This is a genomic window from Tundrisphaera lichenicola (assembly GCF_051175385.1).
Lineage (GTDB): Bacteria > Planctomycetota > Planctomycetia > Isosphaerales > Isosphaeraceae > Tundrisphaera > Tundrisphaera lichenicola.
The window spans coordinates 6,424,735-6,442,650 of sequence record NZ_CP195106.1; the positions used below are offsets into that span (position 1 = coordinate 6,424,735).

Sequence of the window (17,916 nt, forward strand, 5' to 3'; positions counted from 1 at the left end):
CATGTTAGAACGTTGTTGGAGATTAGCCCAATCTGGTGTACGATAACCCTCGACGAGTGGAGAACTCGACCGAGGGGGATGGATGATGAAGCGGACTCGGATGATCTGGCTCGCCGTCGCGATGCTCGGCGTCTCGCACCGGACGGAAGCCGCCGAGCGGGTGACCTTCGAGCGCGACATCCAGCCGATCCTGACCAGGGCCGGCTGTAACGCCGGGGCATGCCACGGCAAGGCTCGTGGCCAGAACGGCTTCCAGCTCTCGCTGCTCGGGTTCGACCCCAACGCCGATCACGCGGCGATCGCCAGCGAGGCCCGAGGGCGCCGGGTCTTCCCGGCCGCCCCGGAGCGGAGCCTGCTCCTCCAGAAAGCCGCCGCCCTGGTCCCCCACGGGGGTGGGCGAAAAGTGGAGGTCGGCTCGGACTTCTACCAGACCCTCCTGGGCTGGATTGCTGACGGGATGCCCCGGACCCCGGCCGAAGCACCGAAGCTGGTCAAGGTCGCCATCGAGCCGACCGAGCGGACCGTCAAGGCGGGCGAGGCGTTCCCGCTCAAGGTCACGGCTTCTTATTCCGACGGCTCGATCCAGGACGTGACCCACCTGGCCGCGTTCCAGTCGAGCGAGCCGACCCTGGTCACGGCCCACCCCGAGGGGAAGGCCGAGGCCGGCCCGATCCCGGGCGAGGCCACCGTCTCGGCGCGATTCCAGGGGAACTTCGCCAACTGCCACGTCCTGATCCCGCTCCCCGGCGATGTCCCGGCCGACGCCTACGACTCGTTCCCCCGCAAGAACTTCATCGACGACCACGTCGCGGCCAAGTTGAAGAAGTTGGGAATCACCCCCTCGAAAACCACCAACGACGCCACCTTCCACCGCCGGGCCTTCATCGACGCGATCGGTCGCCTGCCGACCCCCGATGAAACCCGGGCCTTCCTGGCCGACGCCGACCCGCTCAAGCGGGATAAGCTGGTCGACCGCCTGCTCGATCGCCCCGAGTACCCCGATCACTGGGCCAACAAGTGGGCCGACCTCCTCCGGCCCAATCCCTACCGGGTCGGGATCAAGGCGGTCATGAACCTCGACGCCTGGATCCGCGACGCCTTCCGCCGGAACATGCCGTATGACCAGTTCGTCCGCGAAATCGTGACCGCGCGAGGGAGCAACTACCAGGTTGGCCCGGCGATCATCTGGCGCGACCGTCGCGAGCCCGCCGAGGCGACGACGATCGTCACCCAGATCTTCCTCGGGATCCGCCTCGAATGCGCCAAGTGTCATCACCACCCGTTCGAGTCGTGGGGGCAGGAGCAATTCTACGAGTTCGCCGCCTACTTCGCCCGGGTTGGCCACAAGGGGGCGGCCATTGCCCCTCCGATCGCCGCGGGCGAGGAGACGGTGTTCCTGGCCAAGTCGGGATCGGTCAAGCACCCGTTGACCGGCGAGGTCCTCCCGCCCAAGCCGCTGTTCGGCTCGGCCCCTGTCCCGGACGATCCCGAGTTCGACCCCCGCGAGGCCCTGGCCACCTGGATGACCGCCCCGTCGAACCCCTATTTCTCGAAGGTCATCGTCAACCGGACCTGGGCCGAGTTGATGGGCCGGGGGATCGTCGAGCCGGTGGATGATCTCCGGGCGACCAACCCGCCCAGCAACGGCCCGCTCCTGGACGCCCTGGCCGAGGACTTCGTCGCCCACGGCTACGACCTCAAGCACCTGATCCGGACGATCCTGACCTCGGCGACCTACGGCCTCTCCTCGGAGCCGACCGAACGGAACGTCGCCGACATCCGGAACTTCTCCCGCCACTATCGCCAGAGGCCCCGGGCCGAGGTCCTCCTGGACGCGATCTCGGACATCACCGGAGTCCCCGAGTCATACGACGCCGCCCCCCCCGGGACCCGCGCCGCCGCCCAGTGGACGACGAGGAATACCTCGCTGTTCATGGACACCTTCGGCCGCCCCGACCCCAACCAGGATCCCCCTTGCGAACGGACGCCGGATACCTCGGTCGTCCAGGCCCTCCACCTGATGAACGCCCCGGGCGTGAACCAAAAGATCGGTTCGGATCAGGGCCTCGCCGCCAGGCTGGCAGCCTCCGACGTCCCGCCCGGCCAGGTGGTCGAGGAGCTGTACCTGTCGGTCTACAATCGACTTCCCGATGGAGAGGAACGCGATTACGGCGCGGCCCTCTTCGAAGCTCCGAGCGGCCGTCGCCGGGCGACCGAAGACTTGCTCTGGGCCTTGATCAACTCGCCGGAATTCGTGTTCAAGGACTGAGCCCCGCCGCATCCGGGGGGAAAGATCGGGGTCATCGTGGGCCTGACCAGCGGAGATCGAGCCATGCCGTGGCCTCGGATCACAATCCGGCAATGTATGATCGGTGTGGCCGTTCTCGCGGCGGTCCTCTACCTCGAGGTCGAGGCGTCCGGTCCGGTGTTCTTCGGCTCGCTCCCCATCGCCTCGGCGCTTATCGGGATCTGGGCGCGGAGGTTGCGGCCTGCGACACGCCCGGTTTCCGCGAGGGATCGGATCCTGGCCGGGCTCGGGGCTCTGGCGATTCTGGCCCCGGCCATCGCCCTGAAGATCGACCTGATGGACCACTCCGGCATCGCCGCCCGGTATCGGATCGAACGCGGGATGATCTTCGCCCTCGCCGGGGCGGCCCCGCTCGCCCTCTTCTGCCTCGCGACTGCCCTCCTACGTCGGGTCGGCTCTGCCCGGCGCGCTCCAGGCTCACCCTCCCTCCCGCCCCCGTCGGACGTCGGGGTCGGGCAGCCGACTCTTCCTACCCTCGTACCATCCCAAACCACGGGGATCTGATAACAATGGCCCTCAGAACCAACTGCGAATCGACGACCCGACGCGACTGCCTCCGCCTCGGCCTTTCGACGCTGATCGGCGGGGGCCTGATCGATTCCCTCCGCTTTCGCGGGATGGCGGCCAGCGGGGCCACCCCCGCCGCCAAGAGCGTCATCCTGATCTGGCTGGATGGCGGGCCGAGCCACTACGAGACGTTCGACCCCAAGCCCGACGCCCCCTCCGAGATCCGAGGGCAGTTCGACCCGATCTCCACCAAGGTCCCGGGGATCTCGTTCTCGAAGCACATGACCAAGCTCGGGGCGATCGCCGACAAGCTGGCGATCGTCCGCTCGATCCGCCACGACCAGGGTAACCACGGTGCCGGGAATCATTACATGATGACCGGCGCCCCGACCCGGATCCCGGTCGGTTGCGGGGCCTTCGTCAGCTTCCACCCCAGCCTCGGCTCGGCCACGGCCATGGAACGGGGCACGGTCGGCGGGCTCCCGCCTTACTTCTCGATGCCGTCGATGACCCGGTCGGGCGGGCCGAATTTCCTGGGGGCCCGGTATGCCCCGTTCGTCGTGCCCGACAACCCCAGCTCGAAGGACTTCCGGGTCCGCGACGTCTCCCCGCCGATCGGCTTCGAGGTCGCTCGGGTCGACGACCGGAAGGCCCTCCGCGCCCGGGTCGACCGCTTCCGGAGGATCGCCGACAAGGCCGCGGGCGACCCGGCCCTGGCCCTCGACGATTATTACGAGCAGGGCTACGACCTGATGTCCTCGCCCGAGGCCCAGAAGGCGTTCGACATCCACAGCGAAGCCGACCCCGTCCGCGACGCCTACGGTCGGACCCCGTTCGGCCAGCGGGCCTTGCTGGCCCGGCGGCTGGTCGAGGCCGGCGTCCCGTTCATCACCCTGAACGAGGGGGGATGGGACCATCACGAGAAGCTGTACGACGCCTTCGACAAGCGAGTGCCCGCCTTCGAGGCGTCGATCGCCGCCCTGATCCAGGACCTCGACCAGCGGGGGATGCTGGACACCACCCTGGTGGTCGTCCTGGGCGAGTTCGGCCGGACCCCCAAGGTGAACGACAAGGGCGGGCGCGATCACTGGTCCAACGCCATGTCGGTGATGTTCGCCGGGGGCGGCACCCCTGGCGGCCAGGTGATCGGGGCGACCGACTCGCGAGGTTACACCGCCGTCGAGCGGATCCTCGCCCCCGAGAACTTCGCCTCGACCATCTACACCAAGCTCGGGATCGACCCCGCCAAGATCCTCCACGCCCCCAACGGACGCCCCGTCCACCTCGTCAGCGACCCGACGCCGATCCGCGAACTGATGGGCTGATCGTCCCGAGACCTGAGGATTGAGCCTTGACCACCATCGGCCCTCGATCATCCCGGATCGATCGTCACTCGATCTCGACCCCGATCCTCCTGCTGGCCTTCGCCTCGATCGCCTCGGCCAAGGCCCCGACGCTGGAAACCCTCTTCCCAGCCGGGGCCGCCCGGGGTTCGGCCGTCGAGGTGACGGCCGGTGGGAACTTCGAGCGCTGGCCGGTCCGGGCCTGGACCTCGAAACCGGGGCTGACGATCAAGTTCGGCGAGGAGAAGGGGAAGCTCTCCATCGAGGTTGCCCCCGACGCCCCCACGGGGGTCCACTGGGTCCGACTCTTCGATGATGAAGGGGCCACCGCCCCCCGCCCATTCTTCGTGGGTGTCCTGCCCGAGTGGAACGAGGTCGAGCCCAACGACGAGGTCGGCCAGGCTCAGAAGATCGACCTGCCCGACCTGATCGTCAACGGCAGGCTTGCCAAGCGAGGGGACGTCGACGGCTATCGGGTCCACCTGGCCAAGGGGCAGACGCTGGTCGCCTCGATGGAGGCCCACCGGCGGCTCGGCTCGCCGATGGACGGGGTCCTCCAGGTCGCATCGAGCGCGGGCTTCGTCCTGGCCCAGAATGACGACGAGCACGAACGCGACCCGCAGATCGCCTTCGAGGCCCCGAGCGACGGCGACTACATCGTCCGGGCCTTCGCCTTCCCGTTCGTCCAGGCCAGCACGATCCGGTTCGACGGCGAATCGACCTATGTCTATCGACTGACCCTCGCCACCGGCGGCGTGGTCGATCATTCCTTCCCGCTGGCGATCTCGGAAAGCGGCCCGTCCGAGGTCGAGGCGACCGGCTGGAACATCCCCGAGGGGGCCCGGAGGCTCCCGGTCGAGCCGCCCGGGCTCGAAGCCTCCACGCCGATCCGGCTCCATCACGCGGGCCTGGCCAACGAGGCCGAGGTGCTCGTCGTCCGGCCCCCGTCGATCATCGAGGCCGAACCCAACGATTTCGACCATCCGCAACCGGTCAACCTCCCCGTCGCCATCAGCGGGCGGCTCGACCCTCCTCGGGATGTCGATGCATACGCCTTCGAGGCCCGCAAGGGAGCGATCCTGAACTTCCGGGTCGAGGCCCGGTCGATCGGCCAGATGGTCGACGCGGTCCTGCGGATCTCCGACGCCTCGGGAAAGATGATCATCGAGGAGGACGACAACGGCCGACGTGATTTCGATCCCGAGGTCCGCTTCACGGCCCCGGCCGACGGGACCTTCCGGGTGACGGTCCGCGACCTGAACGGGCAGGGGGGGCCACGCCATGCCTATCTCCTGGTGGCCGAATCCCCCCGGGCCGACTTCGCCCTGACCCTCAAAGGCGACCAGTTCCCCCTGACGCCCGGCAAGCCCACCGAGGTCGAGGTCGCGGTCGACCGCCAGGAAGGGTTCGCCGAGCCGATCGAGATCGGGCTCGAAGGGCATTATGACGGCGTGATCAGCTCGCCCGTCGTCTCGCTGCCGGAGGGCCCCACGGCCAAGTCGGTCACGCTCAAGCTCGAACCCTGCGACTGCGCGAAGACCGGGCCGATCCGGATCGTCGGCACCTCGCGTGAGGGGCTCCGGAAGTTCGCCACGACCGCCGGCCTCGACACCGCCTGGCTCTCGGTCCCGAAGCCCGAGCCGCCCGCCGAGAAGAAGCCCGAACCGGCGAAGTGAGGGGAGATCCGGGCTCCGTTCCCTGGTCCCGGATGGCCCTTGCCATCTTCGACCAGGCCAGCCCGTCGCGATCGGGTCGTTGACGCGTCGATGGCCCGGCTTTACGATCACCAGCCGGGCCAGCACCAATGCATTCGTTGGTGAACCCCGACTCGTGACGAAAGGAACACCTGTGCGACTCTCCACGCAGCGTCGATGGATCCTCCGGACCCTGGCGATTGGCCTGGGTCTGGCGATCCTCACCACGATCGAAGGCCGGGCCCAGGCCCAGGAACCTCGATCGCTGGCGAGCCGGATCCCTTCCCGGGAGTTGATCTGCTACGCCGGATTCGAAGGCCTCGATGCCCACGCCGCCGACTGGAAGGGCTCGGCCCTCTCGAAGGCGCTGAATGAGACGAGCCTGGGCGTGCTCCTGGAAGACCTGGCGGCCCAGGGGATCGACCTGGCCCTGAAAGATCAGAAGCAGGATGGGAAGCTCGACGGGGCGCGGATCGTCCGGGCCTTCGAGCAGGTGGCCCGCAAGGGGTTCGCGCTGGCGGTCGCCGGCAAGCCCCCGGCTCGGCCTCGGTTCTTCCTCGTGATCGGCGGCGGGGCGACCGAAGTAGCTCCCCTCCTCCAGCTCGCCGAGGACGCCGAGGAGCAGGCCGCTCGCAAGGAGGTGAAGAAGGGCAATCGGACCGTCATCACCTATGGCGAAGGGCCCGACGACGACGCCTTCATCGCGGACGGCGACGACCTGGTCCTGACCAGCACTCCCGACGTCGACGAGGCCCTGGCCGTGCTCGACGGGAAGCAGCCCGGCGTCTCGGCCCATCCGGCGGTCGCGGACCTATCCAAACCCGACGGGGATTTCCAGCCCGTCGGCTATGCCTTCGTCGATGTCGCGGGCTTGCCCGAGATGCCGCCCGAGCTGATCAAGGCCGGGCTCGGCGGGCTCAAGCGGGTCGACTATCGGTGGGGCTTCCGCGATCAGGCCACCTACAGCGTGCTGAGACTCCTGGCCCCCTCGCCCCGCGAGGGCGTCCTGGCGATCTTCGATAGCCCGACCTTCGACAAGGGCTCGATGCCACCGCTCCCGGCCAACGTCGACGGCTTCAGCGTGGCCTCGATCTCGCCAGGGCAGATCTTCGACCAGGCCATCGAGATCTTCCGGAAGGTGGACCCCAACGCGGCGGAGCAGGTCGAGGCGATGGTGGGGCAGGTGGGCGACCAGCTCGGGGTCAAGATTCGCGACGATGTCCTCGGTCAGCTCGGCCCGAAGTGGTCGGTCTATACCGCAAACGACCCCGCCGGTGCCTTGCCGATGAATATCGTCGCGACGGCGGAACTCGCCGATCCTTCGAAATTCGCCCCCGCGCTCGGCAAGCTCCTCGACCTGGCGAATGCCCAGTTGCGCGCCCCTCGCCCGAATGCCCGGCCCGGTGCCCCGGCCCCCCAGTTCCGCAAGCTGGCCGGGGGACGACCCGGCTTCGAGCTGATCCTCCCGCCGGGGACGGTGCCCCCGGGGCCACTCCAGGCGATCCGGCCGACGATCCTGCTCGGCAAGAAGACGCTCGTCCTCGCCGCGACGCCCGGGGCCGGTTCCTCAGCCCTGGCCCTGACCGAAGGCAACAGTCCGAAATGGATGCCGGACCCGGCCTATCTCGCGATGATGGAGAGCCTCCCGAAGAAGATGATCCTCCTGAGCACGAGCGACCCCCGCGAGTCGCTCCCCCAGATCCTCTCCAGCCTGCCCGCCCTGGTCGCGAACGTCGATCAGTTGATGAGGAATCAGCCCGGCCCCGGGGGGAAGCCGCTCGCCGCCCCGGCGATCCCGATCCGGGTCGATCCCGACAAGATTCCCGACCCCGTGGCCCTCTCTGCCCGGCTCTTCCCCGCCTCCTCCACGCTGGCCGTCGACGACTCGGGGATCGTCTTCATCACCCGCGAGTCGGTCCCCAGCGTCGCCAGCCCGGCCGTTGGGGGAGTCACGGTCGCCCTGTTGTTGCCCGCGGTCCAGGCCGCCCGCGAAGCGGCCCGGCGGGCCCAGTGCGTGAACAACCTCAAGCAGATCGGGCTCGCCTTCCACAACTTCCACGACACGAACAACCGGTTCCCCGCCGACATCCGCGACAAGAGCGGCAAGCCCTTGCTGAGTTGGCGGGTCGCGATTCTCCCGTTCATCGACCAGGTAGAACTCTACGAAAAGTTCAAGCTCGATGAGCCCTGGGATAGTCCGAACAACAAGGCGCTCCTGGCGGAGATGCCCGCCACCTACGTTTGCCCGAGTCGCCCCAGGACCGAACCGGGCCTCACCAGTTACCGAGGGTTTTCCGGCAAAGCGACCTTGTTCGACGGCGGTCAGGGAGTGGCGATCCCTCAGATCACCGATGGGATGATGAACACCCTCGCCGTCGTCGAGGCCCGCGACCCGGTTGCCTGGTCCAAGCCCGATGACCTGCCACTCGGCCCCGACCCCGCAGTCCCGGTCGAAGGCGCCGGTTCGCCTCACCCGGGAGGCTTCAACGCCCTGTTCTGCGATGGTTCTGTCCGGTTCCTCAAGACCACCATCAACCCGAAAACGCTCCGAGCCTTGATCACCAAGGCTGGGGGCGAGGTCATCGGAGCAGGATCGTTCTGATCGGCGTCACTGGCGAGGGCTGACCACAGCCCTCGTCAGGGACCCGTGGCCGGTATTCGTCGGAACGCCCGCGCATCACGGATCCAGAGCGCGACGAACACCGGGGCCAGGCCCAGGCAGGCCCACTGATAGCCGGTCAGACCCAGGCCGATCACCGGCTCGGGCCGGATGAACTCGGTCGCGAATCGGTAGGCGAGATAGCTTAATAAATAGAGCTTGATCAATTGCCCGCGGAACAGCCCTCGACGCTGCAAGCTCCCCAGGACGACGGCGGCCGAGGTGTGGAAGATCATCTCGTAGATCTGAGTCGGGTGCCGGCGGACCCCGTCGCCGAAGTCGACTCCCCAGGGCAGGCCCGTCGCGACCCCGTGGCAGCAGCCCGCGACGAAGCAGCTCAACCGGCCCACCGCCACAGCGCCTGCCACCGGCACGGCGAAACCGTCGCCCGTCTTCACCTTCACGCCCAGCATCGCCTTGGCGATCTCGACGCCGAGGTATCCTCCGACCATCCCGAAGACGATCGTCTTGCCGTTCTCCAGCCAGGCCCAGCCCGAGACCAGGCCCTCCCAGTCGGCCAGGGCGAACGGCAGCTTGGCCCCGATCATCGCCCCGCAGAACGCCCCCAGGCCGATCCCCCAGCGCTCGCGAGCCGTCAGGCCCGCCGGTTGCGGGGTCCGGCCCCGCAGGAGGATCGCCGTCGCCAGCGAGGCCAGCATGATCCAGGGATAAATCCAGGGGACCGTCAGGCCCATCGCAACGTCCCCGATCAGGAAGGGAGGCCGATCGTCATCGGCTGTTCGGTCAAGGCACCGGCCTCCCGGAGCGCGGGGAGGACCGCATGCCCCTCGCGATACAGGACATTGTACGCGCAGAACGGGATCACGTGCCCGCTCGGCAAAACATGATGGATACAGCACTTCATCAGGCGTCGGACGTCGAAGTTATACGCATCCAGGAACGAGGTGATCGTGATCCGGAAGACGTCGGCCTGCGAGAGTTGTTCGGCGACCGCCTTGGCGAAGAACTCCGAGGCCGCCGCGTCGGTCGAGTCCTCGGGGAAGCAGCCGATCCCGCAGCCGCCCACCCGTTCGAGATACTTCTCGATCAGCTTCCTCGCCGCGTTCCGGCTGAAGAGGATGCCATTGGCCAGGATATCCAGGTGTTTCCGCGCGTCGATGAACCGCATCAGCGGGGTGACCTTCCCCTCGGACCGGAAGGCGTAGGTCAGGCTGTGGCAGTTGGGGTGGGCACAGGGCAGGGGCATGAAGTCGTCCTCGGCGAACATCCCTCCGGTCTGCTCGGCGATGGCGCGGATCACGTCGGGGAAGGTGATCCGCCGCTCCAACTCCTCGGGCAACACATGCCGGCCCGAATACGTGGCGGGCTGGAAGCTGATCCCGGTGACCCAGGGCCGCTCGACCCCATACCGCACAATCGCCCCGATCTCGTGGTCGTTGATCCCCGGCTGGAGGGTGCAGACCAGCGAGGTTTTGATCCCGCGCTTCCCCAGATTCTCGACCGCCTTCAATTTGGTCTCGACCAGCGACTCGCCCCGAAGGGCCTTCGAACCTCGCTCTTCGAAACCGTCGAACTGGAGGTAGACCTCGACTCGGGGCGCATGCCCGGCGATGGCGTCCAGCATCTTCTCGTCGTGGGCCAGTCGAATCCCGTTGGTGTTGACCATCACGATGTCGATCGGTTGGCCGACCGCGTAGTCGAGGATCCGGAGGAACTCGGGGTGGATCGTCGGCTCGCCGCCCGAGAGTTGCAGGACCTCGGCCCGCCCTTCGACTTCCACCAGCCGGTCGATCGACCGGACACAATCCTCGAAGGAGAGGTGAGCCCCGCCCGGCCCGCTCGACGCGTAGCACATCGGGCATTTCAGGTTGCACGACGAGGTGATTTCCGCCAGGCCGATGCAGGTGTGCTGCTCGTGCTCGGTGCAGAGCCCGCAGTCGTAGGGGCACCCCTTGTCGGGCTCGACCCCGAACCCGGGCGGGACCTTGCCCGGCAGGCTGTATTGCATCTGGTCGTAGAGGGCCACGTCGGAGCAGACGAAATCCTCTCGGACCCCGTGGGTCGGGCATCGTTTCCGGAAATAAACGCGCGAGCCTTTGCTGATGATCTTGGCCGGGACCAGGGCCAGGCATTCGGGGCAGAGGCTCTGCGTGGTCCCCAGGAACGTGTGGTCGCGGAGCCGCGTCATCGGTCGTCCTTTCGATGGGGGGGAGATTCGGGCTGCGAGAGGCGCACCGTGATGAAGATCACCAGGCCCAGAACGACGAGGGTCGCCACCAGGGCGAGAACGAGCAGCAAGCTAAATGAGTTACCGCCGCCCATGATGATTGCCGAGCAAGTCATCAGAAACGCGATCGCCAGGGCAAGCATCGTCAAGACACCGATCACGGTGAAGGCGAGGATTTGCCCGAGCATCCGGAGTGGATAGTTCCGCTCGGAAATCGGACGTGATCGGGGTTTGGGAGTGTATCGCCACGGATCGGGGACAGGCCAGGAATCGAAGCTGGCGAAGCGATGTCCGCACCCCGGGCAGACCTCGGCCCCCAGCGGGACCGACGCGCCGCAGCCGATGCACGTGAATTGCGACTGGTCTGCTCGGGACATCACGGGGACTTTCTCGTCGACTCCGGCCACGTCTGATCGCGGAGATGGCTCATCGATCAGCCTTTCGTCGGGACGATTCGGGCGCAGAAGCGAGTATGTTGAGGTAGATACTACCAGCGACGACCGCGAGGGCGGCCAGCAGCCCGAGGATAAGTCCCGTCGTCATGCCCTTGGGTTCATCCTCGCCCATCAAGTTGAAATTAGGTCCTCCGATACTCCGGACCGTGACCGAACAGGTCATCACGAAGGCGATGCACGCCGCGACCATCGTCAGGCAGCCGGCCCCCAAAAAGCCAGCTTTCCTCCCGACGCTTTCCAGGAGATCGGTCCTTGAAGGCGCGGAGGGTGGTCGGTAAGCCGGAGCGGTCAACGGCCGAGCGGGGCTCGGGCCCTCGTCAGGCCCCGCGAAACGGTGCCGACATCCCGGGCAGAGGTCGGACCCAACCGGGACCGACGCGCCGCAGCCGATGCAGGTGAAGTGGGCCTTGTCGAGCTCGGGCATGGAAGTCACCTCTCGGACCAATCGCCACTTCGGCTGTTCGTCAACGACCCGATCGACGTTTGCGAAGGCGTTCCCAATCTCGCGCTCGCCGGTCCTCGTCCCCGCTCCACTTCAGCAAGATCCGGATGAGTATGACCCCGACGACGACGGCCGCCGCGCCCCCGCCCCAGTATCCGAGGGAATCGTCCTGCCTCCCCCCCACGATGCCCATGCAGGTCATGCCGAACGCGACCATGGAGGACGCGGCGATCAGGATGGTACTCCCGGCCGTCGCGAAATAGCTCAGGATCTTGTCGTCCCGGCTCATGGGACGCCCCTCCGCTGCTCGGATCGCCGAGAGGTAGGAAACGCGTAAGCTGGCGGGAAGGAGACCCAGGGTCACCAGGACACCAAGGGTCGGGTCCGGGCCAATGGTGAACGCCCCCAGGCAGACCGCGATTACTGCGACCAGGATCATCGCCGTGCCGATCCGGATCGCGGGTATCTTGCGGGCTCGCGGCTCGGGGGGATCCTCCGGGATCCAGAGCCACTCTTCCGGCGAGGCGGCCGGGATCGGCTCCCGGAACGGATGGCGACAGCCGGGGCAGAGATCGGACCCCACCGGGACCGACTCGCCGCAGCCGATGCAGGTGAACTGGGCTTCGTCGGGCTCGGGCATCATTGCGGACCTCGATCCGAATAGTGACTTCGCTCGCTCCTGGATTCTCGATGGTAAGTACGGAGCAAGAGTCGACTGAGCGAGATACCCACGAAGATGGCCACGATCAGGCCGGCGCCGACCCCGAGATACACGCCCATCGCTTGATTACGCGGGCCGCCGCCGAGTGAGAGGATTCCGATCGGGAAACAAGTCACCACGAAAGTGAACAGGGAGGCGAACGCGACCAGATAGGCCGCCAGGGAGGCGAACGCGACCAGATAGGCCGCGCCAATCGTCATCACGAAAGTGGCAAATTTCTCGATGACCCCAAGGGGAAACCCCTGGGCTCGCCGCCGGGCCGAGACGTTGGCAGTACGAATGGAGGCGGGCAGGATCCCCAAGCTGGCGAAGACCCCGAGGATCGGGCTGGCCAAGATCGCCCCAAGGCAGACCGCGACCATCGCGATCGGGATCATCGCCGTGCCGATCCCGATGGTGGGGGCCTTGATGGCCTGCATCCTGGAGGCCTCATCCGGGATCGAGAGCCACTCTTCCGGCGAGGTGGCCGGGATCGGTTCCCGGAACGGATGGCGACAGCCGGGGCAGAGGTCGGAACCCACCGGGACCGACTCGCCGCAGCCGATGCAGGTGAAGTGGGTTTCGTCGGGCTCGGGCATCATTGCGGTCCTCGACCCCAGTCCCGGAACCGATCGCTCCCGGATCCTCGACGGCCCGCCCGGAGCAAGAACCGACTCAGCCAGACCGCCACGAAGATGGCCACGACCAGGCCCAGCCCGACTCCGAAGTACACCCCGAGGAACTCGGGGTTATTCAGGTTATTGCCCAACGTCATCAGTCCGATCGGAAAGCAAGTCACCCCGAAGGCGATCAGGGAGGCGAACCCGACCAGATAAGCCGCGCCGAATGTCACCAGGAACGTGGAAACCGGATCGAAGAATTGCGACGACCCCCCCCGAGATCTCCGCAGGTCCGCCAGGTAGGCCGTCCGGATCGAGGCCGGCAGGATACCCACGGAAATGAAGACTCCGAAGGGCGGGCTTGCCATCATCGCCCCGAGGCAGACCGCGAACACCGCGACCAGGACCATCACCGTGCCGATCCTCAAGGCGGGCATCCGATCGAGTGACGTCCGGGGTGCCTCGTATGGGTTCTGGAGCCAATCGGTCGGAGGCTGACTTACGATGGGATCGCGCAACCTATGCCCGCAGCCCGAGCAAACCTCGGCCCCGGGCGGGTTCATCGCCCGGCAGCTGATGCAGGTGCAGGGGGTCTCGTCGGGTTCGGGCCTCATCCGGGGCCTCCACTCCAATCCTGGAACTGATCGCTCCCGGATTTTCGACGGCCCGCCCGGAGCAAGAACCGACTGAATCGGACCGCCACGAAGATGGCCACGACCAGACCCAGCCCGACTCCCGCGTAGACCCAGACGAAGTCGGGATTATTCGGTTTGCTGCCGATCGACACGATGCCGATCGGGAAGCAGGTCACCCCGAAGGCGATCAGGGAGGCGAACGAGACCAAATAGGCAGTGCCCAATGTCGTCAGGAACGTGGCCAACTTCTCGTCGGGACCGAGGGGCTTCCGATGGAATCTCCCCAGGTCCGAAAGGTAGGCGGTCCGGATCGAGGCCGGGAGAACCCCGAAGGTGAACAAGACTCCGAACACCAGACTCGTCAGAATCGCGCCGAGGCAGATCGCCACCACGGCGATCAGGATCATCACCGTGCTGATCCTCAGAGTGGGCATCCACCCGACGAGCGTCCGAGGTCCCTCGTCGGAGTTTGGACGTGGGTCGGTCGGAAGAGGGCTGGCGATGGGATCGCGCAACCGATGCCCGCAGCCCGAGCAATCCTCGGCCCCGGGCGGGTTCATCGCCCGGCAACCGATGCAGGGGACGGGAGCTTCTTCGGGCTGAGACATCGGAGGGTCCTGGGGATCGTGCGATCATTTCCAGACGATCAACTCGCGGTCACGCTCCCGCTCCACCCGCAACCGGTTCGCCTTGACCAGAGCATAGGTGAACCCGCCGCCGACGAAGAGCGCCACCCCCAGGCCGATCACGGCCGAGACGAGGGGATCGACCCCGCCTCCGGCCATCGGGAAGCAGGTCAGGCCGAAAGCGACGATCGAGCTGAAGCCGATCACGATGCTGGACGCGACCGTCCCGACGAAGGAGAGGGCCTGATCCCCCATGCTCATCGGTCGCCCTTCCGCCGACCTCCTCGCCGAGACCAACACGAGCCGGATCGTCGCCGGCAGGAGGGCCAGGGTCGCCAGGACCCCGACCGCGGCCCCGGCGGCGAACGCCCCCATCCAGAGCGCGACCACCGCGATCCAGATCATGGCCGTGCCAATCTGGAACGTGGGCGCCCGGGCCACCCGCGTCTGGGGGGCCTCGTAAGGGTTCGCCATCGGGTCAGGTTCGGCGAGGACCGGGGTCGGGTCGCGGAACCGATGGCCACAGCCCGAGCAGACTTCGGCATCGGATGGATTCATCGCCCCGCAACCGATGCAGGCGAGCCGGATCTCGGCGGGATCGGACATCGGCGTCACTCCTCGGAAGACTATTCCGAGGATTGTCGACGATGTCGAGCATCCCCGTCCATCGGGGAGGCTCGTCGAGTCGGGATTTTGCGGTCGGTCCCTCGCGAACTCAGACCAGGACCATCACCTTGATCGCCTCGCGGGCGTCCATCGCGGCGTATCCCTCGGGGACACCTTCGAGCTTGACCGTCCTGTCCAGCACTGGAGATGGGTCGATCCGGCCGGCGATCACGTCATCGAGGAGGTCGGGCAAGTAGGCGCGAACCGGGGCCACCCCGCCTCTCAAGGCGATATTGTGCCGGAACATCCGCCGGAGATCGATCGGCTCGGCGACATGGGGGACCCCCACGTTGCCGATCCTCCCGCCCGGCCTGGCGATCCCGATGGCGGTGTCGAGCGACTCCTTCAGGCCGACGCACTCCAGGACGCACTCGGCGCCCCCTCCGGTCATCTCGATCACGCGGGCGATCGCCTCCTCGCCCCGCTCCTTCACCACGTCGGTCGCCCCGAATCCCCGAGCGATCGCGATCCGCGAGTCGTGACGCCCCAGGAGGATGATCCGCGACGCCCCGAGCCGGTTCGCCGCCAGGACCCCGCAGAGTCCGACCGCTCCATCGCCCACGACAGCGACCGTCGAGCCCGGCCGGACCCCGGCCGAGGCCGCCGCGTGGTAGCCGGTCCCCATCACGTCGGTCAGGGGGAGGATCGCCCGGAGTAGCGTCTCATCCCCCTCGATCGAGGGGGGGAGTCCGACCAGGGTCCCGTCGGCGAAGGGGGCGCGGATCGCCTCGGCCTGGCCTCCGTCATTGGTCCCTCCCCAGAATCCGCCGTGGACGCACGAGGTGAACAGGCCGTGGTGACAGAACTCGCAACTCCCGTCGGAGAAGGCGAACGGGGCGATGACCCGATCCCCCGGCTTCACGGTCCGGACCGCCGGGCCCACCTCCTCGACCACCCCCATCCACTCGTGACCGGTCCGGTACCCCGGCTCCCAGGCATCCAGGCCCCGATAGAACCAGAGATCCGAGCCGCAGATGCAAGCGTGGGTGATCCGGACGATCGCGTCCGTCGGCTCCTGGAGCCTGGGGTCGGGAACCTTGTCGACCCGGATATCGCCCTTTCCATGAAAGACGGAAGCAAGCATCGGGGGGAAATCTCCGGGGGAGTAAATCGAGCCGGGAGATTCCCCGGGGATCGACCCCGGAAAGGCAACTCACCAATTGCCATCTCCCGCGATAATATCTTGCAAGAGTCGGGCCAGGATCGAATTCCTTCCCGTCGAGCCGTTTGGGTTCGTTTTTCCCGGGTCCGTCGAGGCCGCCCGGGTTCGCCCGGACCCTCGATCGAAGTGTCCGGGATTGCCGGGCCGGTTATGATGTGGGATTGATCGTGGGGAGGGTCCGCCAACCTGCCCTGGTTTCGATGCCATGGAGGACGATGATGGCCGTTGAAGTCGCCGGAATCACCAAGGAAGACATCTCGCCCCGGCTGACGGACGAGCAGATCCGTCGGGTGTCGGGTTACGGGAGCCGCGAGCGTCTCTCCCCCGAGAGCCTCCTCTTCGACGAGGGGAACACGCACATCGACTTCTTCGTGATCCTCTCGGGCCGGGTCGAGATCCGCCAGTATTCCGGCGAAGGTTTCCGGCTAGTCGTCGAGGCCGGACCCGGCTCGTTCGTCGGCGACCCGGCCACGCTCAGCGGGTCGGCCGCCGTGGTCCAGGCCTGGGTCGCCGAGGAGGCCGAGGTGCTCCGGGTCTCTCCCGCCTCTTTCCAGCGGCTGGTGGTCGAGGATTCGGAGCTGAGCGACCTGATCCTCCGGACCTTCCTGATCCGCCGATCCGCACTGATTGAGAAGGGGCACTCCTCGATCAAGCTGATCGGATCGCGGTTCGCCCGCGAGACCCACCGGATCCGCGAGTTCCTGACCCGGAACAATCAGCCGTTCACCTTCCTCGACCTGGAGAAGGACCCCGGCGTGGCCACGCTCCTGGAGAAATTCGGCGTGGGGGTCGACGAGACGCCGATCATCCTCCACCGCGACCGGGATATCTGCCGGAACCCCTCCGACGAGGACATCGCGGACGAACTCGGGCTGAACGTCGTGCCCACCGACGAGCTTTGCGACGTGATCGTGGTCGGGTCGGGGCCGGCGGGCCTGGCCTCCTCGGTCTACGCGGCGTCGGAGGGGCTCTCGGTCACCTCGATCGACAACTCGCCCCCCGGAGGCCAGGCCGGGACCAGTTCCAAGATCGAGAACTACCTGGGCTTCCCCACCGGGATCTCGGGCCGCGACCTGGCCGACCGGGCGGCCATGCAGGCCCAGAAGTTCGGCGCGAGGCTGGCCAACCCGGTCCGGGCCGTCTCGCTCCGGCGCGAGGGGGCCAACTTCGAGGTCACCTTCGCCGACGGGCGGAAGATCCGGGGCCGCTCCGTCGTGATCGCCACCGGTGCCAAATACCGACGGCTCGAAGTTGCCGAGGCCGACCGGTTCGAGGGATGCGGCATCTATTACGGCGCCACCGCGATGGAGTCGGACCTCTGCAACGGGCGGGACGTGGTGATCGTCGGCGGGGGGAACTCGGCCGGGCAGGGGGCCGTCTTCCTGGCCCGCTGCGCCCGGTCGGTCCACATCGTGATTCGGCGAGATGACCTGGCCGACACGATGTCCCGCTACCTGATCCGGCGGATCGAGGAGACGCCCAACATCCACGTCCACCCCCGGACCTGCGTCACGGGGCTGGCCGGAGGCGAGTGCCTCGAATCGATCGAGCTGACGACCGAAGGCCAGGCCCCTCGGACGATCGACTCCGGCCACCTCTTCCTGTTCATCGGGGCGCTGCCCTGCACCGCATGGCTGGACGGGACGCTGGCCATGGACGAGAAGGGCTTCATCAAGACCGGGGCCGATCTCCTGCCCCACGAGCTCCACTGCTTCGGCTGGCCCGGGGAGAAACCACCGACCCTCTTCGAGACCAGCATGCCCCGGGTCTACGCCGTGGGGGACGCCCGGAGCGGGTCGGTCAAGCGGGTCGCCTCGGCGGTCGGCGAGGGCTCGATCGTCGTCCAGTTCATCCATCGGGCCTTGAACGAGGGATAATCGCCCAAGGATCCTCCCCCCCGGACGTTGTACC

General features: G+C 67.2%; 16 protein-coding genes. 6 read left to right on the plus strand and 10 right to left on the minus strand.

Annotated features, from left to right (window positions below):
• The first annotated feature begins 82 nt into the window (after positions 1-82).
• From P12x_RS25365 to P12x_RS25385, 5 genes are all read left to right on the plus strand, one after another.
• Positions 83-2,269, plus strand: a complete 2,187-nt coding sequence (locus P12x_RS25365) for a DUF1549 domain-containing protein (RefSeq protein WP_435007809.1) — start codon at positions 83-85, stop codon at positions 2,267-2,269.
• A 63-nt stretch (positions 2,270-2,332) separates the two neighbouring features.
• Positions 2,333-2,812 (plus strand): hypothetical protein, encoded by a 480-nt coding sequence (locus P12x_RS25370; protein ID WP_435007810.1) that lies wholly within the window; start codon positions 2,333-2,335, stop codon positions 2,810-2,812.
• Positions 2,813-2,817: 5 nt separating this feature from the next.
• Positions 2,818-4,140 carry a DUF1501 domain-containing protein gene (locus P12x_RS25375; protein ID WP_435007811.1) on the plus strand — a complete coding sequence of 441 codons (1,323 nt, stop codon included), beginning with the start codon at positions 2,818-2,820 and terminating at the stop codon, positions 4,138-4,140.
• 26 nt (positions 4,141-4,166) lie between these two features.
• Positions 4,167-5,834, plus strand: coding sequence for a PPC domain-containing protein (locus P12x_RS25380; protein ID WP_435007812.1), 1,668 nt, complete (start codon positions 4,167-4,169; stop codon positions 5,832-5,834).
• A 172-nt stretch (positions 5,835-6,006) separates the two neighbouring features.
• A complete protein-coding gene (locus P12x_RS25385) occupies positions 6,007-8,454 on the plus strand; it encodes a DUF1559 domain-containing protein (RefSeq protein ID WP_435007813.1) in 2,448 nt (815 codons plus the stop codon).
• A gap of 35 nt (positions 8,455-8,489) precedes the next feature.
• Here the strand turns inward: P12x_RS25385 and P12x_RS25390 are convergent, their stop codons facing one another.
• The 10 genes from P12x_RS25390 to P12x_RS25435 form a co-directional block, all read right to left on the minus strand.
• Entirely contained in the window at positions 8,490-9,206 is a 717-nt protein-coding gene (locus tag P12x_RS25390) for a prolipoprotein diacylglyceryl transferase (protein ID WP_435007814.1), read from the minus strand.
• Positions 9,207-9,220: 14 nt separating this feature from the next.
• A complete protein-coding gene (locus P12x_RS25395) occupies positions 9,221-10,660 on the minus strand; it encodes a radical SAM protein (protein ID WP_435007815.1) in 1,440 nt (479 codons plus the stop codon).
• Positions 10,657-11,076, minus strand: a complete 420-nt coding sequence (locus P12x_RS25400) for a hypothetical protein (RefSeq protein ID WP_435007816.1) — start codon at positions 11,074-11,076, stop codon at positions 10,657-10,659. Before P12x_RS25400 ends, P12x_RS25395 begins: the two co-directional genes overlap by 4 nt.
• Positions 11,077-11,125: 49 nt before the next feature.
• Positions 11,126-11,578: a hypothetical protein gene (locus tag P12x_RS25405; protein ID WP_435007817.1), complete on the minus strand. Its 453-nt coding sequence runs from the start codon at positions 11,576-11,578 to the stop codon at positions 11,126-11,128.
• Between the two features lie 40 nt (positions 11,579-11,618).
• Positions 11,619-12,239, minus strand: coding sequence for a hypothetical protein (locus P12x_RS25410; RefSeq protein ID WP_435007818.1), 621 nt, complete (start codon positions 12,237-12,239; stop codon positions 11,619-11,621).
• Positions 12,236-12,898: a hypothetical protein gene (locus tag P12x_RS25415; protein ID WP_435007819.1), complete on the minus strand. Its 663-nt coding sequence runs from the start codon at positions 12,896-12,898 to the stop codon at positions 12,236-12,238. The genes P12x_RS25410 and P12x_RS25415 overlap by 4 nt, the downstream gene beginning before the upstream one ends.
• Positions 12,895-13,530 (minus strand): hypothetical protein, encoded by a 636-nt coding sequence (locus P12x_RS25420; protein WP_435007820.1) that lies wholly within the window; start codon positions 13,528-13,530, stop codon positions 12,895-12,897. The genes P12x_RS25415 and P12x_RS25420 overlap by 4 nt, the downstream gene beginning before the upstream one ends.
• Positions 13,527-13,985, minus strand: coding sequence for a hypothetical protein (locus P12x_RS25425; RefSeq protein ID WP_435007821.1), 459 nt, complete (start codon positions 13,983-13,985; stop codon positions 13,527-13,529). Before P12x_RS25425 ends, P12x_RS25420 begins: the two co-directional genes overlap by 4 nt.
• A 198-nt stretch (positions 13,986-14,183) precedes the next feature.
• Positions 14,184-14,783: a hypothetical protein gene (locus tag P12x_RS25430; protein WP_435007822.1), complete on the minus strand. Its 600-nt coding sequence runs from the start codon at positions 14,781-14,783 to the stop codon at positions 14,184-14,186.
• Between the two features lie 109 nt (positions 14,784-14,892).
• Positions 14,893-15,927, minus strand: coding sequence for a zinc-dependent alcohol dehydrogenase family protein (locus P12x_RS25435; protein WP_435007823.1), 1,035 nt, complete (start codon positions 15,925-15,927; stop codon positions 14,893-14,895).
• 293 nt (positions 15,928-16,220) lie between these two features.
• Between P12x_RS25435 and P12x_RS25440 the strand changes: the two genes are divergently transcribed.
• Positions 16,221-17,882, plus strand: coding sequence for an FAD-dependent oxidoreductase (locus P12x_RS25440; RefSeq protein ID WP_435007824.1), 1,662 nt, complete (start codon positions 16,221-16,223; stop codon positions 17,880-17,882).
• The last annotated feature ends 34 nt before the right edge of the window (positions 17,883-17,916 follow it).